The sequence below is a fragment of the Streptomyces sp. NPDC107522 genome, assembly GCF_055657525.1.
The window spans coordinates 110896-129816 of record NZ_JBVKAU010000007.1; the positions used below are offsets into that span (position 1 = coordinate 110896).

General features: G+C 70.5%; 20 protein-coding genes. 10 read left to right on the forward strand and 10 right to left on the reverse strand.

Annotated elements, in window-relative coordinates; genetic code table 11:
• Positions 1-25: 25 nt before the first annotated feature.
• The 3 genes from ACZ7L6_RS23735 to ACZ7L6_RS23745 are packed head-to-tail and all read right to left on the reverse strand — an operon-like array spanning position 26 to position 2471.
• Entirely contained in the window at positions 26-841 is an 816-nt protein-coding gene (locus tag ACZ7L6_RS23735; protein ID WP_471927040.1) for an ABC transporter permease, read from the reverse strand.
• A complete protein-coding gene (locus tag ACZ7L6_RS23740; protein ID WP_471927042.1) occupies positions 838-1779 on the reverse strand; it encodes an ATP-binding cassette domain-containing protein in 942 nt (313 codons plus the stop codon). Before ACZ7L6_RS23740 ends, ACZ7L6_RS23735 begins: the two co-directional genes overlap by 4 nt.
• A gap of 20 nt (positions 1780-1799) precedes the next feature.
• Positions 1800-2471: a DUF4097 family beta strand repeat-containing protein gene (locus ACZ7L6_RS23745; RefSeq protein WP_471927044.1), complete on the reverse strand. Its 672-nt coding sequence runs from the start codon at positions 2469-2471 to the stop codon at positions 1800-1802.
• 234 nt (positions 2472-2705) lie between these two features.
• Here ACZ7L6_RS23745 and ACZ7L6_RS23750 point away from each other — a divergent pair, with 234 nt between their 5' ends.
• Entirely contained in the window at positions 2706-3458 is a 753-nt protein-coding gene (locus tag ACZ7L6_RS23750) for a helix-turn-helix domain-containing protein (RefSeq protein WP_471927046.1), read from the forward strand.
• Positions 3459-3478: 20 nt separating this feature from the next.
• On the opposite strand, the gene ACZ7L6_RS23755 is transcribed toward ACZ7L6_RS23750, so the two are convergent.
• From ACZ7L6_RS23755 to ACZ7L6_RS23770, 4 genes are read right to left on the reverse strand one after another with little or no spacing between them, the layout of a single operon-like run.
• Positions 3479-4126 (reverse strand): class I SAM-dependent DNA methyltransferase, encoded by a 648-nt coding sequence (locus ACZ7L6_RS23755; RefSeq protein WP_471927048.1) that lies wholly within the window; start codon positions 4124-4126, stop codon positions 3479-3481.
• 27 nt (positions 4127-4153) lie between these two features.
• Positions 4154-4396, reverse strand: coding sequence for a glycine zipper domain-containing protein (locus tag ACZ7L6_RS23760; protein ID WP_471927050.1), 243 nt, complete (start codon positions 4394-4396; stop codon positions 4154-4156).
• 25 nt (positions 4397-4421) lie between these two features.
• Positions 4422-4736, reverse strand: a complete 315-nt coding sequence (locus tag ACZ7L6_RS23765; RefSeq protein WP_471927052.1) for an AzlD domain-containing protein — start codon at positions 4734-4736, stop codon at positions 4422-4424.
• The gene (locus ACZ7L6_RS23770; RefSeq protein WP_471927514.1) at positions 4733-5419 is read right to left on the reverse strand and encodes an AzlC family ABC transporter permease; all 687 of its coding nucleotides are present in this window, start codon (positions 5417-5419) and stop codon (positions 4733-4735) included. The genes ACZ7L6_RS23765 and ACZ7L6_RS23770 overlap by 4 nt, the downstream gene beginning before the upstream one ends.
• Positions 5420-5528: 109 nt before the next feature.
• Between ACZ7L6_RS23770 and ACZ7L6_RS23775 the strand changes: the two genes are divergently transcribed.
• Entirely contained in the window at positions 5529-6077 is a 549-nt protein-coding gene (locus tag ACZ7L6_RS23775) for a helix-turn-helix domain-containing protein (RefSeq protein WP_471927054.1), read from the forward strand.
• Positions 6078-6213: 136 nt separating this feature from the next.
• On the opposite strand, the gene ACZ7L6_RS23780 is transcribed toward ACZ7L6_RS23775, so the two are convergent.
• Entirely contained in the window at positions 6214-6417 is a 204-nt protein-coding gene (locus ACZ7L6_RS23780) for a cold-shock protein (protein ID WP_003992177.1), read from the reverse strand.
• A 287-nt stretch (positions 6418-6704) separates the two neighbouring features.
• Here ACZ7L6_RS23780 and ACZ7L6_RS23785 point away from each other — a divergent pair, with 287 nt between their 5' ends.
• Both ACZ7L6_RS23785 and ACZ7L6_RS23790 read left to right on the forward strand, forming a co-directional pair.
• Entirely contained in the window at positions 6705-7553 is an 849-nt protein-coding gene (locus ACZ7L6_RS23785) for a menaquinone biosynthetic enzyme MqnA/MqnD family protein (protein WP_471927056.1), read from the forward strand.
• A gap of 119 nt (positions 7554-7672) precedes the next feature.
• Positions 7673-9505 (forward strand): serine/threonine-protein kinase, encoded by a 1833-nt coding sequence (locus tag ACZ7L6_RS23790; protein WP_471927058.1) that lies wholly within the window; start codon positions 7673-7675, stop codon positions 9503-9505.
• A 61-nt stretch (positions 9506-9566) separates the two neighbouring features.
• On the opposite strand, the gene ACZ7L6_RS23795 is transcribed toward ACZ7L6_RS23790, so the two are convergent.
• Positions 9567-11075, reverse strand: coding sequence for a hypothetical protein (locus ACZ7L6_RS23795; RefSeq protein ID WP_471927060.1), 1509 nt, complete (start codon positions 11073-11075; stop codon positions 9567-9569).
• A gap of 98 nt (positions 11076-11173) precedes the next feature.
• On the opposite strand from ACZ7L6_RS23795, the gene ACZ7L6_RS23800 reads away from it, so the two are divergent.
• From ACZ7L6_RS23800 to ACZ7L6_RS23810, 3 genes are all read left to right on the forward strand, one after another.
• The gene (locus ACZ7L6_RS23800) at positions 11174-11905 is read left to right on the forward strand and encodes a prepilin peptidase (RefSeq protein WP_471927062.1); all 732 of its coding nucleotides are present in this window, start codon (positions 11174-11176) and stop codon (positions 11903-11905) included.
• A gap of 71 nt (positions 11906-11976) precedes the next feature.
• Complete coding sequence (gene mqnC / locus ACZ7L6_RS23805; RefSeq protein WP_471927064.1) at positions 11977-13176, forward strand: cyclic dehypoxanthinyl futalosine synthase; 1200 nt, start codon at positions 11977-11979, stop codon at positions 13174-13176.
• Positions 13177-13183: 7 nt separating this feature from the next.
• Complete coding sequence (locus ACZ7L6_RS23810) at positions 13184-13786, forward strand: hypothetical protein (RefSeq protein ID WP_471927066.1); 603 nt, start codon at positions 13184-13186, stop codon at positions 13784-13786.
• A 103-nt stretch (positions 13787-13889) separates the two neighbouring features.
• Here the strand turns inward: ACZ7L6_RS23810 and ACZ7L6_RS23815 are convergent, their stop codons facing one another.
• Complete coding sequence (locus ACZ7L6_RS23815; RefSeq protein WP_471927068.1) at positions 13890-14927, reverse strand: chitinase; 1038 nt, start codon at positions 14925-14927, stop codon at positions 13890-13892.
• A 133-nt stretch (positions 14928-15060) separates the two neighbouring features.
• Here ACZ7L6_RS23815 and ACZ7L6_RS23820 point away from each other — a divergent pair, with 133 nt between their 5' ends.
• The 3 genes from ACZ7L6_RS23820 to ACZ7L6_RS23830 are packed head-to-tail and all read left to right on the forward strand — an operon-like array spanning position 15061 to position 18861.
• Positions 15061-15456, forward strand: a complete 396-nt coding sequence (locus ACZ7L6_RS23820; protein ID WP_471927070.1) for a hypothetical protein — start codon at positions 15061-15063, stop codon at positions 15454-15456.
• A gap of 19 nt (positions 15457-15475) precedes the next feature.
• Positions 15476-17740 carry a bifunctional polysaccharide deacetylase/glycosyltransferase family 2 protein gene (locus ACZ7L6_RS23825; RefSeq protein ID WP_471927072.1) on the forward strand — a complete coding sequence of 755 codons (2265 nt, stop codon included), beginning with the start codon at positions 15476-15478 and terminating at the stop codon, positions 17738-17740.
• Positions 17740-18861, forward strand: a complete 1122-nt coding sequence (locus ACZ7L6_RS23830; protein ID WP_471927074.1) for an acyltransferase family protein — start codon at positions 17740-17742, stop codon at positions 18859-18861. The genes ACZ7L6_RS23825 and ACZ7L6_RS23830 overlap by 1 nt, the downstream gene beginning before the upstream one ends.
• Positions 18862-18921: the final 60 nt, after the last annotated feature.

Genomic DNA, 18921 nt, shown 5'->3' on the forward strand with positions numbered 1-18921 from the left:
GAGATGGCCCGCGTTGTCATGCCGGTTATTTCGGGTCGTCGTTGAACCTCGCGGTCGACCAGAAGTAGCCGAGCACCGCCAGGCCCAGGCACCAGGCGACGGCGAGCCATCCGTTGTGGCCGATCCCGGTGCCGAGCAGCAGGCCGCGCAGGGTCTCGATGGCCGGCGTGAACGGCTGGTACTCGGCGATCGGCTGAAACCAGCCGGGCATGGAGTCGACCGGGACGAAGGTGCTGGAGATCAGTGGGAGGAAGATCAGCGGCATCGCGTTGTTGCTGGCCGCCTCGGCGTTCGGGCTGACCAGGCCCATGCCGACGGCGATCCAGGTGAGCGCCGTGGCGAAGAGCACGAGCAGTCCGAACGCCGCCAGCCACTCCAGGGCCGTCGCGTCCGTGGAGCGGAAGCCGATGGCCACGCCGACGGCGCCGACGAGCACCACGCTGGCGACCGACTGCAGGACGCTGCCGATGACATGTCCGATGAGCACGGAGCTGCGGTGGATCGCCATCGTGCGGAAGCGGGCGATGATGCCCTCGGTCATGTCCATGGAGACGGAGACCGCGGTGCCGATGGTGGTGGAGCCGATGGTCATCAGGAGCAGGCCCGGCACGAGGTAGGCGATGTAGGCGGAGCGGTCGGGGCCACCGCTGATGCCCGCGCTCATGGTGTCGCCGAAGATGTAGACGAAGAGCAACAGCAGCATGATCGGCGTGAGCAGCAGGTTCAGCGTCATGGATGGGTAGCGCCGGGCGTGCAGGAGGTTGCGGCGCAGCATCGTGGACGAGTCGCGTACGGCCAGGGAGATCCGGGCCGGGCGGGCGGGAGCCAGGGGGGTGCTCATCGGACAGCCTCCTTGGGCTGGGTCAGGGCGAAGAAGACGTCGTCGAGGTCGGGGGTGTGGACGGTCAGCTCGTCGGCCTCGATGCCGGCCGAGTCGAGCCAGTCGAGGACGGAGCGCAGCTCGCGCTGGCTGCCGTCGCTGGGGATCTGCAGCGCGAGGGAATCGTCGTCCCGCGTCACCTCGCGCAGTGCGCCGGCGGCGCTCTGGTAGGCGGCCGGGTCGGTGAAGCGGAGCCGTATGTGGCCGCCGGGGACGATCCGCTTGAGCTCCTCGGCGGTGCCCTGGGCGGCGATCCTGCCGTCGTTGAGCACGGCGATGCGGTCGGCCAGTTCGTCGGCCTCCTCCAGGTACTGGGTGGTGAGGAAGACGGTGACGCCGCCCGTGACCAGCTCGCGGATGATCTGCCACATGTTGTGGCGGGAGCGCGGGTCGAGGCCCGTCGTCGGCTCGTCGAGGAAGATGATCCGCGGGTTGCCGACCAGGGTCATGGCGATGTCGAGGCGGCGCTTCATGCCGCCGGAGTAGGTGGAGGCGGGCTTCTTCGCGGCCTCGGTGAGGTCGAAGCGCTCCAGCAGCTCTGCGCTGACCTGCCGTCCCTCGCGCTTGGAGAGGTGGTGCAGATCCGCCATGAGGAGCATGTTCTCCTCGCCGGTGATCAGGCCGTCGACCGCGGAGAACTGCCCGGTGACGCCGATCTCGGCGCGCACGGCCTGTGCGTCGGTGGCGAGGTCGTGGCCGCCGACGCGGATCTCGCCGGAGCCGGGGTCGGGGGAGATGAGCGTGGAGAGGATCTTGACGGCGGTGGTCTTGCCGGCGCCGTTCGGGCCGAGCAGGGAGAAGATCGTTCCTGCCGGGACGGCCAGGTCGACGCCGTCGAGGACGGTCTTGTCGCCGTAGGACTTGCGCAGCCCGTTCGCCGCGATGGCCAGGTCGGTCATGAGAGGGACTCCTTGGAGGTCTACAGGCTGCGGGCGGTGATGTCGCCGTGGGAGGTGGTCGCGCGGATGCTCAGGCCGGCGTCGGCGCCGTCGGTGTTCCTGAGCGCGTTGTGGATGCGGCCGTAACCGGTGCTGGCGTCCAGGGAGGCGGACACTCCGTGGGCGGCGTCGATGGACACGTCGCCCATCTGCGTGGTCAGCACGACCGTGCCGTCCACCGCCTCGGCGATCCGGACGTCGCCCTTCTGGGTGCTGATCTGTGCGGAGCCGCCCAGACGGCCGATCGAGACGTCACCGGCGAGGACGGTGAGGCGGGCGCTCGCGGTCTCGTCGAGCTTGACCGGGCCGTGCGCGCCCTCGAAGGTGACGTCGCCGAGCCGTCCGACGCCGCGGAACTCGGCGCTGGCCGCCTTCCCCTCGACGTGGGAGCCGGCGGGCAGCTGGACGGTCACCTCGATGGATCCCGAGGGGCCGAGGTACTGGTTCTTCGCCGCCGGGGCGTCGATCCGCAGGACGCCGTCGCCGTATTCGACCGTGGTCTGCTCGGCCGCCTTCACGTCGCGGCTCTTCGAGGCGTTGGCGGGCAGGACCTCGACGGTGGTGTCGGCCCGGTCGGCGGCGATGAAGCGGATGCGTCCGGCGGGGATGTCGAGGACGGCGGAGATGGGGGCGGGGGTGTTGAACGTCTGCATCGTGCACTCCTGTGCTCTTCGTCGTTTCTGACGATGGAAAAGCTACGTTGCGTTCAAGCGTCAGGCAACAGAGTCATTGCGTTAAATTCCAATCGATGCAGGTGAGAGGCGAGATTTCGTTGCAATCGCCCTGGCGTCTAATGCAACAACGCCTAGCCGATCGTTGCAATGAATTCGAGCTGAACGCTATGCTGACGGCACCACGGAGCATCAAGGAGCACCAAGGAGGCCGCGATGCCGGGAGGCAGGCTCACCCAGCAGGAACGCCAGCAGATCGCGCTGGGACTGGCCGACGGCCTCGCCTACGCGGAGATCGCCAGAGGCCTCGACCGCCCGACCTCGACCGTCACACGCGAGGTCATGCGCAACGGCGGCCCCACCGCCTACCGCGCCGACCTCGCCCACCGCGCCACCGAACGCCGGGCCCACCGGCGCAGACAGGCAGCGCCCCGGGGGGCGGAGGCGCCGCCGCAGGCCCACGGACGCGACGCCGAGGCCGTGCGCGAGTACGAGGAGACGCTGACCACCGTCTTCATGCAGTCGGGCATGCCCAAGATGACGGCCCGGGTGATGGCCTGCCTCACCATCAGCGACACGGGCAGCCTCACCGCGGCCGAACTCGTCCAGCGCCTTCAGGTCAGCCCGGCGTCCGTGTCCAAAGCGGTCGCGTTCCTCGAGAGCCAGGACCTGCTCCGCCGGGAACGTGACGAACGCCGCCGCGAGCGCTACGTCGTCGACGACGAGATCATGCACCGGTCGATGATGGCCAGCGCCCGCGCCATCGCCCAGATCGCCGAGACCGCACGGGAGGGCGTCGGCGTCCTCGGTTCCGGCACCCCGGCCGCCACTCGCCTGGAGAGCATGGCCCGCTACCTGGACTTCGTCTCCGAGAGCACCATCCGCGCCGCGGACCAGGCGCGCGAGATCCTCCACACGAAACCCGGCACGGCCGCGGGCGGCGGTGCCGAGCCGGGTTCAGGTCGCTGACGGACGGTTTCTCGAGGCTCTCACCGGGGCTTTCGGACGATCAGGAACGCCTGCTGGCACGTCTCGTCGAGCGCCGGGTCCGGTTCACGGACCGTTCGGGACACCAGGGCGAAGCCGGCCGCCGTCAGCAGGTCGGCGATGTGCTCCGGCCGGCGACGCTGGAACGTGAGCGAGACCGGGTGACCGAAGGGCCGGTCGTGGTGCCGGTGTTCGTCGCCGGCCTGGAAGGCGACGAGCAGGGGAGCACCGGGGGCGAGCACACGGTGGAACTCGGCGAAGAGGTCCGGGAGCCGATCCACAGGTGTGTGGATGGAGGAATAGAAGGACAGCGCGCCGGCCAGAGTGCCGTCCGGTACGTCCAGCTCCAGCATCGACCCCTGCTCGAACCGCAGCCCCGGGTTCTCGCGGCGGGCGATCGCGAGCATCGACTCCGACAGATCGACCCCGAACACCGGCAGGCCCAGCGCGGCGAGGCGGGCGGTCGTCCGGCCCGGACCGCATCCCAGGTCGGCCACCGGGCCGTCCCCCTCGACGAGTTCGGCGAACACGGCCAGCACCGCCCGCTCCAGGGGCCTGTTCACCAGCTCGTCCCGGAAGAGGTCCGCGTAGTCCTCGGCGATGGCGTCGTAGAAGGTGCGGGTGGTGGTGAGGAAGTCGGCGTCGGTCATGGCCGGGGACCTTAGCGAAGCCGGTGCCTACTCGCCGCTCTCCTCCTGCTCACCCCGCTGCTTCAAGCCGGCGCTGATTGCGATGCCGGCGGCGCCACCCACCCCCATACCCAGGCAGAGCCCGATCCCGAGGTTGTCGAAGACGGTCAATCCGAACACGACGCCGATGCTCGTACCTACGGCGAGACCGACCGAAATGCCCAACGCCGGCTTGCTGTCGGCGGAAGTCCCGCCGCTTTCCCCCTGGTTGTTCTCCTCATCGCTGGTCACCCGGCAACTCTCCCACGAGGGCTCCTCACGCCACCCCCACCGCCCGCAGCACCGCGGTGGCCCCGGCCGCCCCCAGCACCACCACCGCGAACGGCGCCCTCCGCCACGCCAGGACACCGCCCACCAGCACCCCGGCCGGCCGCGCCCACCCCGCGAAACCGCCGTCCTCGGTCAGCGCGCCCGTGGCCAGCAGGGCCACCAGCAGGACGATCGCCCCCGCCGACAGCAACTCCTGGACTGCGGGCGAGAGTTCGACGCGCCCGTGGAGCACCGGTCCGACCAGCCGGAAGGCGTACGTCCCGACCGCCAGCGCCAGCATCATGGCCACCGTCGCGCTCATGCCGTACGCCCCCTGCCGCCCCGTCCGTACAAGGCGAGCCCCGCCAGCGCCACCAGCACCGGCACCCCCGCCGGGACGGCCGGCGTGACCGCCAGTGCCAGCCCGGCGCCGAGCAGCGCGCACCGCCGTACGGCCGGACCCTCGCGCAGGGCGGGCAGCACCAGGGCGACGAGGACGGCGGGGAAGGCCGCGTCCAGGCCGTAGGTGCCGGTGTCGCCCAGCGCGCCGCCGGCCAGTGCCCCGGCCAGGACGCCCAGGTTCCACACGGCGAACAGGCCGAGCCCGGAGATCCAGAAGGCCGCCCGCCGGCGTGCCGGATCGGGCTGGGCGAGGGCGAAGGCCACCGTCTCGTCGGTCACCAGATGGGCGCCCAGGAGACGGGCGAGGCGGCTCCGGCCGAGGATGTCCGCGACGGTGAGGCTGAAGGCCGCCGTGCGCGCGTTGAGCAGCAGCCCGGTCGCCGCGGCCGCCACCGGCCCGCCCCCGGCGAGCAGCACGCCGACCGCGCTGAACTGCGCGGAGCCCGCGTACACGAACAGGGACATCACCACCGGCACCCACACCGGCAGACCACCGGTGACGGCGATCGCGCCGAAGGAGACACCGACGACGCCGCTCGCCAGCCAGACGAGCGCGCTGTCCCGCACCAGGGGCGCTGTCAGAGGTCCCGTCAGAGGTGCCATCATCGGTGTTCGGAGAAGCGAACGCATGTTTCTCAGAATGAACGGGCAGACGGCCGTTCGTCAAGGCGAACGAACGTACCTGTAGAGCGAACGACAGGAAGGGAACCGCATGAGCGAGCCCCTCACGTGGATCGCCGCCTCACTGCGGCGCGAGCGCACCCGGGCCGGGCTGTCCCTGTCCGAGCTGGCCAAACGGGCGGGGATCGCGAAGTCCACGCTGTCCCAGCTGGAGGCGGGCGGCGGGAACCCCAGCGTCGAGACGCTGTGGGCGCTGGGGGTCGCGCTCGGCGTGCCGTTCAGCACGCTGGTGGAGCCGCCGGCCCCGGCCGTACAGGTGATCAGGGCGGGCGAGGGGCCCACCGTCGCGTCCGAGCGGGCGGACTACGTGGCCACCCTGCTCTCCGCCAGCCCGCCCGGCGCCCGCCGGGACATCTACCACCTACGCGCGGAGCCCGGCGCGGCCCGCGAGTCGGAGCCGCACATCCCGGGGAGCGTGGAGCATCTGATCGTCAGCACGGGGCGGCTGAAGGCGGGGCCCCGGGGTGAAGAGGTCGACCTGGGGCCGGGCGACTACATGTCGTATCGCGGGGACCTGCCGCACTCGTACGAGGCACTGGCGCCCGGGACGACGTTCGTGCTGGTCATGCAGCACGTATGACGTTTGTGCCGGTCATGCGGCACGTATGACGTTTGTGCCGGTCATGCGGTACGTACAAGGCAGGAGCCCCTGCGCCGGACGGCGAGGGGCTCCTTGGGTACTGCTCTCAGACGTCTTCAGAGGGGCATCCCTCGGATCAGACGGGGGTGACGTTCTCCGCCTGCGGACCCTTCGGGCCCTGCGTCACGTCGAAGGAGACCTGCTGGTTCTCCTCCAGCGAACGGAAGCCGCTCGCGTTGATCGCGGAGTAGTGAACGAAGACGTCGGGGCCGCCGCCTTCCTGGGCGATGAAGCCAAAGCCCTTTTCGGCGTTGAACCACTTCACGGTTCCGGTAGCCATAAGCCCTCCTTGGGCCCAAAGGGTTGCCCTGCTCCAGAACCCTGCAAGTGTGAAAACAAGATGCCGCACAACTGCATACGTCTGAAAACGACGAGAGCCCGCGGTTACATGCTCCGCAGGCTCTGTACTGCAAGGGAAACCAAACTGCAACTTGCGGCGAGCCTAGCACGCGGGCAGCCGAAAGCAATAGAGGTCAAGATCACGTCACCCGGACGTTTGAAGATCGAGATGGGGTTGACCCTGGGGTCGGAGTCCGAAGCGTACCCCACGGGGTCTAGCCTCGCGATGTGGACAATTCTCGCACCCGGCCGCGCGTAGGCCACATCCAGTTCCTCAACTGCCTGCCCCTGTACTGGGGGCTCGCGAGAACGGGCACGCTCCTCGACTTCGAGCTGACCAAGGACACCCCGGAGAAGCTCAGCGAGCAGCTGGTGCGGGGAGACCTCGACATCGCGCCCATCACCCTCGTCGAGTTCCTCCGCAACGCCGACGACCTGGTCGCCTTCCCCGACATCGCGGTCGGCTGCGACGGTCCGGTGATGTCCTGCGTGATCGTCTCGCAGGTCCCGCTGGACCAGCTCGACGGCCGCCGGGTCGCCCTCGGCTCGACCTCGCGCACCTCCGTCCGCCTGGCCCAGCTGCTGTTCGCCGAGCGCTACGGCGTACGGCCCGACTACTACACCTGCCCTCCCGACCTCAGCCTGATGATGCAGGAGGCGGAGGCGGCCGTACTCATCGGAGACGCGGCACTGCGGGCGAACCTGCACGACGGCCCTCGCTACGGCCTCGACGTCTACGACCTCGGCTCGCTCTGGAAGGAGTGGACCGGCCTGCCGTTCGTGTTCGCGGTGTGGGCGGCGCGCCGCGACTACCTGGAGCGCGAGCCGGTCATCACCCGCAAGGTCCACGAGGCCTTCCTCGCCTCGCGCAACCTCTCGCTGGAGGAGGTCGGCAAGGTCGCCGAGCAGGCGGCTCGCTGGGAGGCCTTCGACGAGCGGACCCTGGAGCAGTACTTCACCACCCTCGACTTCAGCTTCGGCGGCCCGCAGCTGGCGGCGGTCGCGGAGTTCGCGCGGCGGGTGGGGCCGACGACGGGATTCGCGGCGGATGTGAAGGTGGATCTGCTGCAGCCGTGAGCGGATCGGCTCCAGTCGTGAAGGGCGGGCCGCTTCCCCACTAACCTGCTGGGAGTTCCCAAGGCACTGCTGGGAGTTCCACGGGCGCAAGAAGCCGTACGGGGGAGGGGTGGGCGCCGATGCAGCCGCTCGGAGTTGACGAGCCGACCGCCGTCGGGCCGTACCGGCTGCTCGGGCGGCTCGGTTCCGGCGGGATGGGGCGGGTGTACCTGGGGCGCAGCGCGGGCGGCCGTACGGTCGCCGTCAAGATCGTGCACCCGCACTTCGCGCTGGACGAGGAGTTCCGGGCCCGTTTCCGCCGGGAGGTGGAGGCGGCGCGGCGGGTGGGCGGTGCCTGGACGGCGCCCGTGCTCGACGCGGATCCGGAGGCGGCGGTGCCGTGGGTGGCCACGGCGTATGCGGCGGGGCCGTCGCTGGCGGCGGCGGTCGCGGAATCCGGTGGCCCGCTGCCGGCGCACACCGTACGGGTGCTGGGTGCGGGGCTGGCCGAGGCGCTGGCCGCGGTGCACGAACTGGGGCTGGTGCACCGGGACGTGAAGCCGTCGAACGTGCTGCTGACCCTGGACGGCCCCCTGCTGATCGACTTCGGCATCGCGCGGGCCACGGACGGTACGGCGTCCCTGACGTCGACCGGCGTCTCGATCGGCTCGCCCGGCTACATGTCGCCCGAACAGATCCTGGGCAAGGGGGTCACCGGGGCGGCGGACGTCTTCTCGCTGGGCGCGGTGCTGGCCTACGCGGCGACCGGGGAGCCGCCGTTCTCCGGGGACTCGTCGGCGGCCCTGCTGTACAAGGTCGTGCACGAGGAGCCCGAACTCGACTCGCTGGAGGGTGAGTTGCGGGAACTGGCGGCGGCCTGCCTGGCGAAGGAGCCGGGTGCGCGGCCCGCGCCGGGGGAGGTGGCGCGGCGACTGGCCCCGGACGGGGTGGCCCGGGCGGTGGCGGGCGGGTGGCTGCCGGGGGCGTTGGTGGAGCAGGTCAGTCGGGGTGCGGTGCGGCTGCTGAACCTGGAGGCGGGGGACGACGTCGCGTCGGGGCCGGTGGCTTTCAGCCCGCAGGCGACGGTGGGGGAGTTCGGGCCGCCGCCGGTGATGCCGGGGGTGGCGGGTGGGGTCGCTTCTGTTCCTGGGGCTGCCTCTGCCCCGGGGGCGGCTTCTGTTCCCGGGGCAGCTTCTGCCCCCGGCACTGCTTCTGCGTCCGGGACCCCTTCTGCGCCCGACGCCCCCGTCGCCGTACCCGAACCGCGCGACGCCCGGCCTCCGCAGGACCGCGACACCCCGCCTCCCCGCGACACCGCACCGGCATCCGGTCAGCGACCCGGCAAGCTCTCCCTCTCCGTCGCGGCGGCCTCCACGCCGGGGGAGGGAGGGCGTGGGCGGCGGATGAGCTGCACGGTGGCGCTCGCGGTGGCGGGGGCGTTGGCCGCGGTGACGGTGGGGTCCGTGTTCGTCTTCGAGCTCCTGCCGGGCGGGGACCAGGACACCACCGCGGATTCGGGGGCGGCCTCGTCCGAGGCGCCGGGCAAGGACGCCTCCACCCCGCCCCCGGGCCAATTCACCCCCACCCCGGATCCGGGCCAAGCCTCCCCCACCCCGGCCACGGGCTCCGTCCCCGCCCGCTACTTCGGCACCTGGGAGGGCAAGGCCACCGCCCTCGGCAGCCTTCCCGCGGGCACCTTCCGGCTGACCGTGCACAAGGCCGACGTGGGCGACGAGTTGGGCACCCTCCGGCAGACGGACCTGCTCGGCGGCGTCTGCAACGACGTACTGACCCTGAAGAAGGTGACGGCGAAGGAGCTCGTCGTGACCTCCGTGGGCCGGAAGACCAACCACGGCGGCTGCAACCCGGCACCGCACACCGTACGGATCACACCGCGCGGCGACGACCTGGTGTACCGCTCGGAGAGCGACGCGGAGGGGAACCCCGAGGCGCGGCTGTCGAAGGTCGAGTAGCGCGGAGCGGAAGGCCAGGCAGCGTGGGGCGGGGGAAAGCGGGGGAGGCGTCGGACGGGCCCTAGGACGGCTGCGGCCCCGCGTTCCGGCGCCGCAGCACCCTGTGGACCATCCCCAGCACGCCCGCCACCAGCCCGAAGACCAACCCGGCCGCCAGGACGCCCCCGAACAGCCCCGACCCGAAATCGCCGCCGAAGAGCGGGGGCAGGTCGTCCTCGGTGACGGGGTCCGTCACCGGGTACGGGGATCCGGTGGTGTCGGGCTCATCCGTGCGCGGGGCCTTGTCGAGGACGGTCATCAGGGCGTCGAGGCGGTCGCCCAGCAGATGGTCGTCGGCCTCGTTCGCCTTCTCGTCGCCGTACGTGAGGGATTCCGGCAGGTCGTGGAGGAGGCCGAGACTGTCCAGCCGCAGACCGTGGTTGAAGGCGTTGATGTAACCGCTCAGCGGATCGGCGACGATGTACACCCCGTCCTCGCCGAGCTTGTCGTGGACCGCCGCGGCGAACGCCTCCTCGTCACCGGCGGACTCGTCCTCCGTCAGCTGAGGGACGAGCGAGACGAAGACCGGCCCGCCACCCTCCGAGCGCGCGAACGCACGGATGCGGTCGTGGAGCCGGTCCGACTGCGTGGCGTCGAGGACCCCCGGGCTCTCCGGGTCCGCGTACACCGGGTCCTGTGCCAGGCCCTCCGCGACCCGGTCGAGGCGGGCGTTGAGGTCGATCGCCCTGGGCCTGGGAGACCAGCTCGACCTGGTCTGGTCGAAGACCAGGAGGGCGGTCACGGCGACCACGGCGGCGGAGGCGAGAGCCAGGGACGGGACGGTCCAGCGCAGGACGCGGCCCGCCCTGACCTCCTTCCGCCAGGCGGCCCCGGTCGTCCCGGCGGCCTTCGGGAGACGGTGCCACCAGCGCCGTACATACGGAACCAGCACCAGAATCAGCAGCGGGACGCCGGTGAGCAGGACCCCGGTGAGGACCGACTGGTCGCTGCGGTCGGACGGTCCGATGTACAGGGCCGCCGGCTCTGTCCCGTCCTCGTCGTACTTCTCGCGCGCCGCCTCCGCCCGCGCCGCGGCCTTCTCGGTGCCCTGCGCGATGACCTCGACGAAGAGCTCGAAGCGGCGCAACGGGCCCGCGTCGTAGGGGGCTTCGTAGAGGGCGACCGTCGCGGCGTCGTCCGCCGGGGCACGGACTCCGTGAGCGACGGCGTCCGCCACCATCGACTCGTCGATGAGCACGTACAGCCCGTCCCGGCCGAGCCGGTCGTGAACCGCGTCGAGCAGGCCCGGGTCTGTGGCACTCTGGCTCGGCAGGACGAGGACGTACGTCGGAACGCCGGTGCCCCCGGCCGCTTCGGCGAACGCGGGGGTCGTGGACCGCGGTACCTCGCGCGGGAGTTGGTCGGTCACGTACACCGGGTTCTCACGCAGGCGGTCGGCGAGGTAGGCGGCCTGGGCGGTGGTGTCGGTGGCCGCCCGGGCCGGGGTGGTGGCGGTTGCGAACAGGGCGGTCAGGACGCCGAGGGCGAGCAGCACGCGCGTGGCGGGGGCACGCAGTGAGTGGCGGATCATGTGTATGCCGTATGCCCTGACTGTGCGCACTGCCGCCTTACCCCGTGTCGCGCCGACTGCTGTTGCTCGCGGCACTCTACTGAGGGGGACCGTCGTTCATGAGCACCACTGTGCTGGTCCTCGCCGCCGCGCTCTGGGGTGCGGTGGTGGGGACGCTGCTGCCGCGGGCCGCCTACCGGTTCTCCGCGCCGGACGGGGAGACCTGGCGGGAGGAGTGTCCGCAAGGGCATCCGGTCCGGGGGTGGATCGGGTGGGCCCGGTGCGGGAAGTGCGCGGGCGCGCGGGCGTACGGGTCCGGTACGGTCCGCTTGGCCATCGTCACCACCCTCGTCTGCGCCGCCCTGGCCGCGGCCACCGGCACCCGCCCCGAGGTGGGCGCCTGGCTGCTGCTGGCGCCGGTCGGCGTGCTGCTCGCGGCCGTCGACCTCCGGGTGCGGCGGCTGCCCGACCCGCTGACGCTCCCGCTCGCGGCCGCCGCACTGCTGCTGCTCGGCCTGGTCGCCCTCGTCCCCGAGCACGCCGGTGACTGGCCGACGGCCCTGTGGGCCACGCTTGCGCTCGGCGCCGGCTACTGCCTGCTGCACCTCATCAACCCTGCCGGCATGGGCTTCGGTGATGTGAAGCTGGCCCTCGCGGCAGGGGCGGTGCTGGGCTGGTACGGCTGGGCGACGGTCATGCTGGGCACCTTCGCCGGGTTCCTGTTCGGGGCGCTGTACGGCTGGGGGCGGGTGCTCCTACGGCGGGCCGGGCGCAAGTCGGCGATCCCGTTCGGGCCGTTCCTGCTCGGCGGGGTGTTCGTGGGGCTGCTGATCGGGGCGTACGCGGCCTGAGGTGAGCCCTGCAAAGGGGCTGGCGTAGGCTGGTTCGGTCCGTCCACAACCCTTACGAAAGGGACGCTCCGGTGACCGAGAAGGCCGACCTCCAGTCTGTGCTCGACCGTGCCGCAGCGGGCGGACGCATCACCCCAGAGGAAGCGCTCGACCTCTACCGCGACGCCCCGCTGCACGCTCTGGGCGCCGCCGCCGACGCCGTACGCCGCCGCAAGTACGCGGGCACCGAGCACATCGCGACGTACATCATCGAGCGCAACATCAACTACACGAACGTGTGCGTGACGGCGTGCAAGTTCTGCGCCTTCTACGCGGCGCCCAAGGACACGGCCAAGGGCTGGACCCGTGACCTGGACGACATCCTGCGGCGCTGCGCCGAGACCGTCGAACTCGGCGGCACGCAGATCATGTTCCAGGGCGGTCACCACCCGGACTACGGCGTCGAGTACTACGAGAAGCACTTCGCCGCCATCAAGAAGGAATTCCCCCAGCTGGTGATCCACTCGCTGGGCGCGTCCGAGGTCGAGCACATGGCCCGGATCTCGAAGGTGTCGGTGGAGGAGGCGATCCAGCGCATCCACGCCGCCGGTCTGGACTCCTTCGCGGGAGCGGGCGCGGAGCTGCTGCCGGAGAGGCCCCGCAAGGCCATCGCGCCGCTCAAGGAGTCGGGCGAGCGCTGGCTGGAGATCATGGAGACGGCGCACAACCTGGGCGTGGAGTCCACCTCCACCATGCTGATGGGCACCGGCGAGACCAACGCCGAGCGCATCGAGCACCTGCGCATGATCCGTGACGTACAGGACCGGACGGGCGGCTTCCGAGCCTTCATCCCGTACCTCTACCAGCCGATGAACAACCACCTGAAGGGCCGCACGCAGGCTTCGATCTTCGAGTACCTGCGGATGATCGCGACCGCCCGGCTCTTCATGGACAACATCGCCCACATCCAGGGCTCCTGGCTGACCACCGGCCAGGACGCGGGCCAGCTGACGCTGCACTACGGCGCGGACGACCTCGGCTCGGTCATGCTGGAGGAGAACGTCGTCTCGGCGGCCGGTGCCAAGCACCGCTCCAACCTGCAGGAAATGATCGACATGATCCGTACGGCAGGGCGGGTCCCGGCCCAGCGCTCCACCACGTACGAGCACCTCGTCGTCCACGACGACCCGGCGAACGACCCCGTCGACGAGCGGGTCGTGTCCCACATCTCCTCCACGGCGATCGAGGGCGGTACGGCTCACCCCGAGCTGAAGATCCTCGCGTCCAACTGACGTACCTGTGCTGACGATTCACGCGGACTCCAGAGGGCGGGCGCTCGCGGTCAAGGGCGCGTGGATCGCCGACGCGGGAGAGCCGGCGGTTCTGCTCGCCGCCCATCCGCGGGCCCGGGTGCGGGAGTGGCCGGGCATTCTCACGCCCGGCCTGATCAACCTCCAGGGCAACGAACTGCTGGAGGAGGCCTACCACCCCGATCCGCGCGAGGCCGACGAACTGGGCACCGAGCCACTGACCGGCGACGCCCTGGCGGCGCTCGCCATGGACGACGCCCGCTGGGCGGCCAGCGCCCGGCGCGGGCTGCAGCGCATGCTGGCGCACGGCACGGTCCGGGTGGCTTGCGAGGAACTGCGCAACCGGGCGGTGCGGGACGCGGTGCACCGCTCGGGCCTGGCGATGGGCCGGCTGGGGCGGCCCGGCGGGACTCCCGCGCTGGACCCGTACCAGTCCGGTCTGCCGGTGGAGTTCGCCGAGCCGAGGGAGCGGGACTCCGCCGCGAGGTTCGCGGTGTTCGACGTACGGGACGAGGCGGAGCTCGCGGAGCGGGGTGCGGGGACGTGCGTGGCGACGGTCGTCGACGGGCGACTGGTCTACCGACGGCGCTGAGACGTCCTCAGGGGCGCGGGGCTGTATCGATGTGCGGCTCCGCCGCGTGGGCGCGACCAGCCACGAAAAACCCGCAGCCCGCGTACATCGGAACCACCCGAGCTCATCCCGAAAACGCCTCCGCAAACGCCCCGGCTTCTTGATCCACCCCGCTGCAATTGGTCAGAGCGTCATCCGCTGAGGAACCGTCCTCACACTGCCGATCCCGAAACGTCGCCCACATGGAAACCCACCCGACCCCCCTTTCCTCGGCGAACTCCCGCACCTGCGCCGCATCCTCAAGCGTGAACGTCTCACCGTCGACGTCATTCACCCCGAGCATCGAGGTCAACGCCATCGCCTTCCAAGCCGTGCCGTCCGACGTCCCGAAAATCTCCTTCAACTGCCTATGCGCGGCCTTGGCCGAGGCGAGCGCATAGTCACCCATGTCCCCCGTGTACGACTCCCCGTAATTCATCGTCATGATGTTCACGCTCGAGACCTGAACGTCATGCCGGTTGGCCGACTCCAGCAGCGCGACACCGTCGTCGTCCAGCCCCGACGGCATCACCGGCAGCGTGAAGGACACCTCAAGGTCGCCGCGCTCCTCCTGCAGCAGCGCGATCGCCTCCGACCGCAGGTCCACCGACTCCGAGTCGGCCAGCTCATCGCCCTCGATGTCGAAGTCGGCCTGCGAGGACCCGGCCGCGTCCAACGCCTCCCCATAGGCCCGCGCCAGCTCAGACGCACTGTCGCAACTCGCCGCCAGCTCCTTGCCGGACGCGCCGCCGAAGGAGACCCGGACGGTGGCACCGCCCTGCGTGAGCTGCGCGATACGGGACTTCACGGCCGAGTCGGAGAGGGCGGCGGTGCCGTTCCAATCGGGCGTGCAGTCGCTGCCGTCCGAGATCACGAAGGCCAGGTTGTACGTCGCCGGGGAGCCGGCGGCGTCGTTCTCGGAAGCCTCGGTCGCGCTGACGTAGGGGGCGTACGACGTGCTGTACGCCGTGCTCGACGAGGCGCTCTCGGACGGCGAGGCATCGTTCCGCGTCGGGGTCGGCGGCGCCGCGTCCGTCGTACCGCCGGACCCCGCGGAGCACGCCGTGGTCAGCGCGAGCAGGCAGGTGATTGCGGCCGCCGATTTCCCAAGGTACGTATGCATGCCGGCAAATCTCTCATCACTTTGCGGCCGTTGCGGAAAACTCTCAGGCAAAGGACAGGCTCAGGCGTTTCTCATATGCCTCTCACATAGAGAGCGAGTTCTGGGCACATAAAGGCTCCGTAACGTCCGGGGAATGCAATCCGAGACTGCCATCGACAAGCAAGCCGACGTGCGCGGCCGCCGCCGCAGGCGCGGCAGGGCCTCCGCCGAGGGGCCCGTGTTCGTTGACAACTCCGGACGCCGCTCCAAGCTGCTGCGGCGCATCGGCCTCCTGGTCGGCGTCGCCTGCCTGGGGTACGCGGTCGTGCTGGGCATGGCCTTCATGGGCGTCGGCACCTCGCTCACCCCGTCCGAGCTGCTGCCCTTCGGGGGCGGCCAGGCAGGCGGCCCCGGCGGGCCGGGCCCCGGCAACCAACCCCAGGGCGGCATCGGCAACCCGGTCGCCCCGCCCAGCGGCACCCCGTCGGCACCGCCCTCGGGCGCCCCCGCCCCGTCCACCTCCGCGTCGCCCGTCGCGGCCGCCAACTGACCGGAACGCAGCCCCACTCATGACTACGACGACGCCTTCACGCGGTCGCCGCCGCGCCCCCTCCCGTATCGAGCGCGTGGCGGGCAAGGCCGCGGCCCTGCAGAAACCCCGCGTCATCCTCGCCGGACTGCTCCTGCTCGCGCTGACCAGCGTCATGCTGCTCGACGGCTATCTGCGCGCCGAGGTCGGCGGCGACCAGCGGGTGCGCACCGGAGCCAGCTCCAGCGAGGTGCCCGACGACATCCTGGAGGGCGGGCCGATCCTCACCTTCCGGGGCGGTCAGGCGACCACCGTCTCCGTGCCGGACAAGACCATCGCGCTCACCTTCGACGACGGCCCGAACCCCACCTGGACGCCGCAGGTCCTGAAGATCCTCCAGGAGTACGACGTACCCGCCACGTTCTTCGTGGTCGGCTCGATGGTCTCGCGCTACCCGGGGATCGTCGCGGACATGGTCGAGCAGGGAAACGAGGTGGGCATCCACACCTTCACCCACGTCGACCTCTCCTACCAGAGCGACGCCCGCGTCAACCGTGAGATGCAGCAGACCCAGTTGGCGCTCGCGGGCGCGGCCGGCATCACGACGACGCTGTTCCGGGCGCCGTACTCCTCGGAGACGGACGCCATCGACAACTACAGCTGGCCTGTCTACAAGAAGCTCGGTGAGGACGGCTACACCAGCGTCTTCGTCGACACCGACAGCGACGACTGGAAGCGGCCCGGCGTATCGAAGATCATCAAGTGGGCCACGCCGGAGGACGGCGAGGGGGCGTCCGTCCTGTTCCACGACGCGGGCGGCGAGCGCTCGCAGACGATCAAGGCGCTGCCGACGTACATCGAGAAGATGAGGGCGAAGGGCTACACCTTCACCACGATCAGCGGCGCCCTTCAGAAGGAACAGACGGCCAACGGTCAGCAGGCCGGTGGCCCGACGCAGCAGGGTCAGGGTCCGGGCGGGCAGGCACCTGCGGGGAACCTCCAAGCCGCCCACCGCAGCGCCACCGGCGCGACCCTCTACGAGGGCAAGGCCCTCATCGGAGCCGTGGCCGTCGCCGAATGGACGGTCCCGGTGCTGTCGGTCGGCCTCCTCGTCGTCGGCGTCGCCGTCCTGGGCCGCTTCGGCATGATGCTGCTCCTCGCCCGGCGCCACTACCGGCAGCGCAACAGACGCCGGTTCAGCTGGGGACCGCCGGTCCACGAACCGGTGAGCGTGATCGTCCCGGCGTACAACGAGAAGGAGTGCATCGCCAACACCCTCAAGTCGCTGGCGCAGAGCACCCATCCGATCGAGATCATCGTGGTCGACGACGGTTCGACGGACAACACCTCCGAGATCGCCCGCGCCGCGGCCCACGAACTCGGCATGACGAACGTCCGTGTCATCCGCCAGGAGAACGCGGGCAAGCCGGCGGCGCTGAACAACGGCGTCCGCAGCGCCAGTCACGACATCGTCGTGATGATGGACGGCGACACCGTGTTCGAGCCGGACACGGTACGGCAGCTGGTGCAGCCCTTCGCCGATCCCGAGGTCGGCGCGGTCGCCGGCAACGCCAAGGTCGGCAACCGCAACACCGTCATCGGGGCCTGGCAGCACATCGAGTACGTGATGGGCTTCAACCTCGACCGCCGTATGTACGACCTGCTGCGCTGCATGCCGACCATCCCGGGCGCGATCGGCGCGTTCCGCCGCGAGGCGGTGCTGGGCGTCGGCGGGATGAGCGAGGACACGCTCGCCGAGGACACCGACATCACCATCGCGATGCACCGCGCGGGCTGGCGGGTCGTCTACCAGGAGCACGCGCGCGCGTGGACGGAGGCGCCGGGTTCCCTGAAGCAGCTGTGGTCGCAGCGCTACCGCTGGTCGTACGGCACCATGCAGGCCCTGTGGAAGCACCGCAAGTCCCTCACGGACAAGGGCGCTTCGGGCCGCTTCGGCCGTGTCGGCATGCCGCTCGTCGTCGTCTTCCAGATCGTCACGCCGGTCTTCGCCCCGCTCATCGACGTGTTCACCGTCTACTCGATGATCTTCATCGACTTCAAGGCGGCCCTGCTGGCGTGGCTGGCGGTGCTCGGAGTCCAGCTGCTGTGCGCGGCGTACGCCTTCCGTCTGGACCGCGAGCAGTACCGCTACCTGCTGATGATGCCGCTCCAGCAACTCGCCTACCGCCAGATGATGTACCTCGTCCTCATCCACTCCTGCATCACCGCCATGACGGGCGGCCGACTGAGATGGCAGAAGCTGAAGCGGACCGGCGAGGTCGGAACGCCGGCGGGGGTGCGCTGATGGGGGCGCACAGCAAGGGGGCGGTTCGGCCGGAGGCACGGTCCAGCCCTGCGGAGGACACCGCCCCGCTCCCTCAGGTGCCGCCGTCGTCCGGACGCGACCGGTACTTCGACACCCTCCGGGCCGTGGCGCTGATCCGGGTCGTCACCTACCACACCTTCGGCTGGGCCTGGGCCGGCATGGTCTTCCCCTCCATGGGCGTCATGTTCGCCTTGGCCGGCACCCTCATGGCCAAGTCCCTGGAGCGCCCGGCGGTCAAGGTGATCCGCAGCCGGCTGCGACGCCTCCTGCCCCCGTTCTGGTTCTGGGGCTGCTTCGTGGTGCTGGCCATGCTGGTCCACGACTGGATGCCGGGCTGGCAGATCGTCTACTGGATCGTGCCGCTCGGCGACCCGCCGGGCAACGCCTGGGCCGAGCAGGCCTGGGAGATCCTCTGGTACCTGCGGACGTACCTCTGGTTCGTCCTGCTGTCCCCGCTCCTGCTGAAGGCGTTCCGGCCGGCCCCGGTACCGGTCCTGCTCCTCTCCCTCGCCCCGATCCTGGTGTTCCACTTCCTGTGGGAGCCCCCGGACAACCGCTTCGGCAGCGCGCTGACGGACCTGGCCACCTTCCTCTTCTGCTGGATCCTCGGCTTCGCGCACCGCGACGGCGTGCTCCAGCGGCTGAAGCCGTTCGCGGTCGTCGTCCTCTCGCTCGCCGCGACCGGCTACGGCGGCTGGTACGCCTTCACCCACCAGGCCGAGACCGGCTCCTACGACCTGGACGACATCCCGCTCGCACAGGCCTTCTGGTCGGCCGGATACGTGACCCTGCTGATGTACGCCAAGGCGTACTTCAAGGTCGACTTCGCCGGGCTCACCCGATTCCGCCGCCTCGACCGCCTCGTCACCGTCTTCAACGCCCGCGCGGTGACGATCTACCTCTGGCACGAGATCGCCCTGATCCTCGCCGTCCCGCTGATCGACCAGTTCTGGAACGTGCCCGCGTTCGAGAAGTACCTGCCGCTGGAGAGCCAGTGGTTCATGTTCGGCATCGGCTGGATCCTGATCGCGGCCTTCGTCCTGCTGTGCGGATGGGTGGAGGACGTGGCGGCGAAGAAGAAACCGAGGCTGCTGCCGTGAGGGTGCCGTGAGGCGGGTCGGCCGGGTGCTGCGGGGCCGTCCGGGCCGTACTGCCACAAT